This window comes from Saccharomonospora iraqiensis subsp. iraqiensis (assembly GCF_000430445.1).
Classification (GTDB): Bacteria; Actinomycetota; Actinomycetes; order Mycobacteriales; family Pseudonocardiaceae; genus Saccharomonospora; species Saccharomonospora iraqiensis.
The window spans coordinates 2,901-8,489 of the sequence record NZ_KE387125.1 but is presented as its reverse complement, the minus strand read 5'-3'; the positions used below and the strand labels follow the sequence as shown (position 1 = coordinate 8,489).

The 5,589-nt window shown below is 71.2% G+C and carries 4 protein-coding genes; 1 reads left to right on the top strand and 3 read right to left on the bottom strand.

What is annotated here, in order from left to right; translation table 11 throughout:
• Positions 1 to 687, bottom strand: a 687-nt coding sequence (locus tag ACTIR_RS26905; protein WP_026455427.1) for a hypothetical protein, incomplete at its 3' end; no start/stop codon positions are given.
• A 134-nt stretch (positions 688 to 821) separates the two neighbouring features.
• On the opposite strand from ACTIR_RS26905, the gene ACTIR_RS0118740 reads away from it, so the two are divergent.
• Positions 822 to 1,604, top strand: a complete 783-nt coding sequence (locus ACTIR_RS0118740; RefSeq protein ID WP_026455426.1) for a deoxyribonuclease IV — start codon at positions 822 to 824, stop codon at positions 1,602 to 1,604.
• Here ACTIR_RS0118740 and ACTIR_RS0118735 read toward each other — a convergent pair.
• Positions 1,565 to 3,151: a glycosyltransferase family 87 protein gene (locus ACTIR_RS0118735; protein WP_026455425.1), complete on the bottom strand. Its 1,587-nt coding sequence runs from the start codon at positions 3,149 to 3,151 to the stop codon at positions 1,565 to 1,567. The genes ACTIR_RS0118740 and ACTIR_RS0118735 overlap by 40 nt on opposite strands.
• A 56-nt stretch (positions 3,152 to 3,207) precedes the next feature.
• On the bottom strand, positions 3,208 to 5,589 hold a 2,382-nt coding region (locus ACTIR_RS24300), incomplete at its 5' end, for a transglycosylase domain-containing protein (protein WP_052583951.1).

The following is a 5,589-nucleotide window of genomic DNA, read 5'->3' as shown; positions in this document are numbered from 1 at the left end:
CGGCGGGACCGCGACGTCCCGGCCGGCCCCGGGCGCGTCCGGCGGATCCGGCATGTCCCACTCGGTCGCACCACCCCAGCCGTCCGCCAGGACGAGTGCGCCCGCGCCCTGGGGGGTCCCCGGGACGGTCCCTCCGTCGTCCGCCCCGTCCCCGTCGCCGGCACCGTCGGTCGAATCCTCGTCGCCGGTCGGCGGATTAGTTCCCTCGGGTGAATTCGGCTGATCGTCGTCAGATTCACCCGGAGGTGGGTCCTCCGTTTCGGGATTCTCCGGTTGGTGACCCGGGAGTGCTTCCTGGACCGGTTCGGTCACCGCGTTGACCGTGTCCTGTCCCGTCCCGCACAGATCCTCCACCGCGTCCGAGGCGACGCCGAGATCGTCGAGACCGAGTTCCGAGACGGCGTCCGCGACGGGGAGCGAGACGGGCGCCTCCGAGCGTGTCCCCAGCCCCAGCGCGAGCGTCCCGTCCGCGTTGAGCAACGCCCCCACGTCGACCGTGAGCGGGGACCCGTCCTCGCCGGACACGGTGGCGGGGCAGTCGCCGGAGACCACGGGGCCGGAGACCACGGGGCCGGTGGCCGCGGCGGCGGTTCCGGGCCAGCCCAGCACCAGGACGGCCAGCGCCGCCCCCGTGGTGCCGAGGCGCCGGAAATCTCGTGTGAGCTCGTGTCGAGACCCGTTTTCCATCAGCTTCGCCTTCGCTTTCGGATGCGGTCCCCGTTCCGCATTTCGTCTGATGTTGGTGTCGCCGATCGTGTCGGATTCGCGGGACCTCGTCACCGTACTCGATCGGTCCCGCGACGCATCGTTACCCTCGTTCCATGCCTCGGTCTCAACCGGTCGGTGCGCACGTTCCCGACGAGGACCCGTTGTCCGCGGCCCGCGAGCGGGGCGCCGACGTCGTGCAGTTCTTCCTGGCCGACCCCCAGGGCTGGGCGGCGCCCCGGCCGCATCCGCAGGCGGACGCGCTCGCCGACGCGGGTGTCGCCGTGTACATCCACGCGCCGTACGTGCTCAACGTCGCGTCGCTGAACAACCGGATCCGCATTCCCTCCCGGAAGACGGTGACCGCGCACGCCGCCGCGGCGGCGGAGACCGGGGCACGGGGACTGATCGTCCACGGCGGCCACGTCCGCAGCGGTGAGGACCCGGCCGAGGGGCTGACGAACTGGCGGAAACTGTTCGAACGGCAGGCGGAGCACGGCGGTTTCGGTGTGCCGATCCTGATCGAGAACACCGCGGGCGGGGAGGGCGCGATGGCCCGCGACCTCGACATGCTCGAGCGGCTGTGGGCGCAGGTCGGCGACTTCTCCCCCGGCTTCTGCCTGGACACCTGCCACGCCCACGCCGCGGGGTGGGACCTGGACGGTGTGGTCGACCGGGTCCGGGCGGTCACCGGCCGGATCGACCTGGTGCACCTGAACAACTCCCGGGACGGGAAGGGATCCCAGCGCGACCGGCACGCGAATGTCGTCGGCGGCGACGGGACGATCGACCCGGAGGTGCTCGTCGAGGTGGCGCGGGCCGCGGCGGCACCGGTCCTGGTGGAGACACCCGGGCCGGGTCAGGCCGAGGACATCGCCTTCCTGCGCGAGCGGCTCTGACCACGCGGACGTGGGACGCGCGGACGGGGCAGGACCACGACGTCGCGGCTGCCGTCCAGGACGCCGCCCGCCGGGTCGTCCTCGCCGTCGGCGCGCACCGGGTCCCGGTCGGGCCTGCGGATGTCGCGCAGGATCACCACGCACAGCGCGACCACCATGAGGTCGCGGACGACCACGGTGCCCAGGAACCAGTCCGCGGGCAACCCCTTGTCGTCGACCCCGAGGTAGTAGTACATGCGGGGCACCCACACGAGGGCGTCCACGACCATCCAGCCGAGCAGCAGTCTCCAGCGCGGCAGGGCGAGCACCGCGAGCGGCACCAGCCACAGCGAGTACTGCGGGGACCAGACCTTGTTCGTCAGCAGGAACGCCGCGACGACGAGGAAGCACAGCTGGGCCAGGCGGGGTCTGCGGGAGGCCGTCAGGGCGACGAGGGCGATGCCCACGCACAGGGCGAGGAACAACGCGCCGCTGACCGCGTTCAGCCAGACGGGTGTCTCCCCCGGCCCGACCGGCCCGTCGAAGCCCGCCCAACCGGTGAAGTGGGCGACGACGTTGTAGAGCGAGTCCGGGTCCATGTCGCGTTCGGTGTTCAGCCGGAAGAACTCGCCCCATCCCTCGCGCAGGAACAGCAGGAACGGCAGGTTCAGGGCGGTCCAGGCGCCCGCGGTGGTCGCGGCCGTGACCGTCCAGGCGCGCAGTCGCCCCGCCCGCAGGCACAGCACGAGCAGGGGGCCGAGCAACAGCAGCGGGTACATCTTCGCGGCCGCGCCGATGCCGAGCAGCACACCCGCCCACGCGGGTCTGCGCCGGGACCACGCGAGCAGGGCCGCCGCGGCCGCCGCCGTGGCGAGGGTGTCGAAGTTGGTGAAGGCGTGCACCACCACGAGCGGGGACACGGCGACCAGTGCGGCGTCCCAGATCCGCCTGCGGGCCGTCCTGGCCACCGCCCAGACGGTGACCAGCCACGCCACGGCGAGGAAGAACGCCGTGATGTTGAAGTAGACGGCCACGGGCAGCGCCCCCGGTAGCCAGCCCGCGTCGGCCGCGTCCGTCCACTGGTGGGTGAGCGTGGCGTTCACCCACTGGAACAACCCGGTCAGCACCGGGTACTCCATGTAGCGCACCTGCTCCTGCGCCGTGCCCGCGTCCTCCACCCAGCTCGTGGCGTAGGGGAACGTGTCCGGCCGGTCCAGCCGTTCGGCCGTGTACAGCGGGACGACGTCCGAGTAGCACATCGCCACGTACTGCCGGTCGGAACGCCAGTCCAGGGCAGGGCCCCCGGCCGTGTCGTACTGCTGGATGCAGGCGGCCTTGCCGAACCACCCCGCGGTGAGGGCGAGCACGGCCAGCAGCAGGCAGACCCGCAACGGGGTCCAGAACCAGTGCCGCCCCATCACCGCGTGCGTGCCGAGGGGACCCCCGAGGGGGCGGCTGGCCGCCTCGGCGAGCGGTTCCGTCCATGTCGGAACCGCTCGCCGGGCGACGTCCAGCGACGCGGTGTCGGGCGTCGTCGCCGAACGCGGGTCATCTTTATCGCCGGACACGACGCGAATGTTACGGGTCGTTCAGTCCGGGACGGGTGGCGGTGAACCCGGGCGGGTCACCACCACGAGGAGTCCTCCGTCTCCCGGACCCGGTCGCCGTCGTTGCCGTAACCGTTGCCGCCCTGGGTCTCGTCGCCGTCCCCGTCCCCGCCGCCGTCGTCCTCGTCGTCACCGTTGCCGGGCCACGGCCAGTTGTCGTTCGGGTTGTCGGTCGTCTCGGTCTCCGTGGGGACGGTCGCGGTCGGCTCGGACGACTCGGTCTCCGACGTCTCCGAGCTCTCCTCGGTCTCCTCCGAGGGGGAGGCGTCGTCCGTCGCGGACGGCGGGGGCGCGGGCGGCTTGCCGATCAGCTCCACCTCGTCGAAGGATGCCCTCGGCTTGCCCTCCAGGTAGGAGTCCATGAAGGTCTTCCAGATCTCGCCCGGAAGGCCACTGCCGTAGATGGGCGCGCCGGCCGCCGTACGGATGGGCTCGTGGCCCCCGGTGCCGACCCACGCCGCGGCGGAGATCTGCGGGTTGTAGCCCACCATCCAGGCCTCCGAGTTCTCCCCGGTCTGCTCCTCACTCTCGTACTGGTGCGTCCCGGTCTTGCCCGCGCAGTCCCGGTCGTCGGCGCACTCCAGGTCGGAGTAGGGCAGCACCGGCTCGAGCGACTCGGTCACGTTGCCCGCGATCTGCTTGCTCTTCTCCGGGTCGCCGGAGAAGGCCGGCTCGCCCTCGGTGGCCACGTCGGAGGTCTCGTCGAAGACGACCTCGCCGTCGGAGGTGGTCAGCTTGGCCACGAAATGGGTGTCGTGTCGCATGCCGCCCGAGGCGAACGTCGCGTACGCCGAGGCCATCTGGGTGGGCGAGACCACGTTGCTGCCGCCGCCGATCGAGATGTTGCCGTCCGGGGCGGGCATGGTCTCCCGTGCATCGGGCCCCGACCCCTTCTCCGGGATCCCGGCCGCCCGCGCGGCCTCGGCGACGGCCTGTGGTCCGAGCTCGTTGAGCACCATGTCGTAGAACACGGTGTTGATGGACTTCTCCATCGCCTTGGCGACGGTGCAGCGCTCGCACTGCGTGTTGCCCGAGTTGCGCACCTCGACGTCCCCGAACGTGCGTGGCGAGCTCCCGTCGTAGACCGCGCCGAGGCCCTTGCCCTGCTGCAACAGGGCCACGAGGTCGAACGGCTTGAACGAGGACCCGGGGTTGCGCTGTGCGGAGGCCCAGTCGTACTCGTCGACACCGGGTTCGTTCGGACCGCCGTAGTAGGCCCGCACCGCGCCGGTGTCCGGGTCGACGGCCACGAGCGCCTCCCGGAGTTTCTCGGGCTGGCCCTCCATCACCTCGTTGACGGCCTCGGTGGCCTGCTTCTGCGCCTCCGGGTCGATGGTGAGGTGCACCTGGTACCCACCCGCCTGGAGCTTCTCCTCCGGGTAACCCTTCTCGGCGAGCTCGGCCTGTGCCCGCCGCTGGATGTAGCTCTCCGGCCCGTCGATGGTGTTCGGCCGGGACCGCTCCTCCGGCACGATGTCCGGGAACTCGGCGGAGCGGCGGTCGGCCTCGGACAGCCAGCCGTTGGAGACCATCTGGTTCATCACGAACGTCCAGCGCTCGCGGAGCACCTCGGTGTCGTCCGACCGGCCGGGCTGCTGGATCAGACCGGCCAGCACCGCCGACTCGGACGCGGTGAGGTCCTGGGCGTCCTTGTCGAAGTAGGCCTGGGCCGCCGTCTGGACGCCGTAGGCGCCCCTGCCGAGGTAGATGGTGTTCAGGTAGGCGGTGATGATCTCCTGCTTGCTCAGCTGGTTGTTCATCTTGAACGCCTTGACGATCTCCGTCCACTTCCGTGTGTAGGAGTAGGCGTCATCGCCGGTGGCCACCTTGACGTACTGCTGGCTGATCGTGGAACCACCACCGACGCCCCCGGTCAGCTGGTTGTACACGGCGCGCAGGATGCCGCTGACGTCGAAGCCGGGGTTGGTCTCGAAGGTGGCGTCCTCCGCCGAGTAGACCGCGTGCCGGGTGACCTCGGGAATCTGCTCGTAGTCCAGCAGGACACGGTTACCCCCGTCGACGGGGATGTCCCGGCCCATCTCGGTCTGCCCGTCGGAGTAGAAGTAGGTCACCACCTTGGCCTGGTCCTGGGCCACGTCCTCCGGACTCGGCACCTCCACCAGGAAGTAGGTGATCGCGAACGCGGTGGCGGGCAGCACGAGGAAGAGCCCGACGAACGCGTAGAGGCTCCGCCGGATGATCTTCCAGCGGCGCTTCTTCCGTTGCGCCGGGCTCAGGTTCGCCTTCGACGTCCGCCGGCCCCACCGCGACGCCGGGGCGCCGTCGCCGTCCGGCCCGGACTCGTGCAGCCGCTGTTCGTCGCCGGGGGCATCGTCCGGACCCGCCCCGTACGGTGCGTGCCCGTCGGGCCCGGTGCCGTGGTCGTCCGCCCCCGTGCC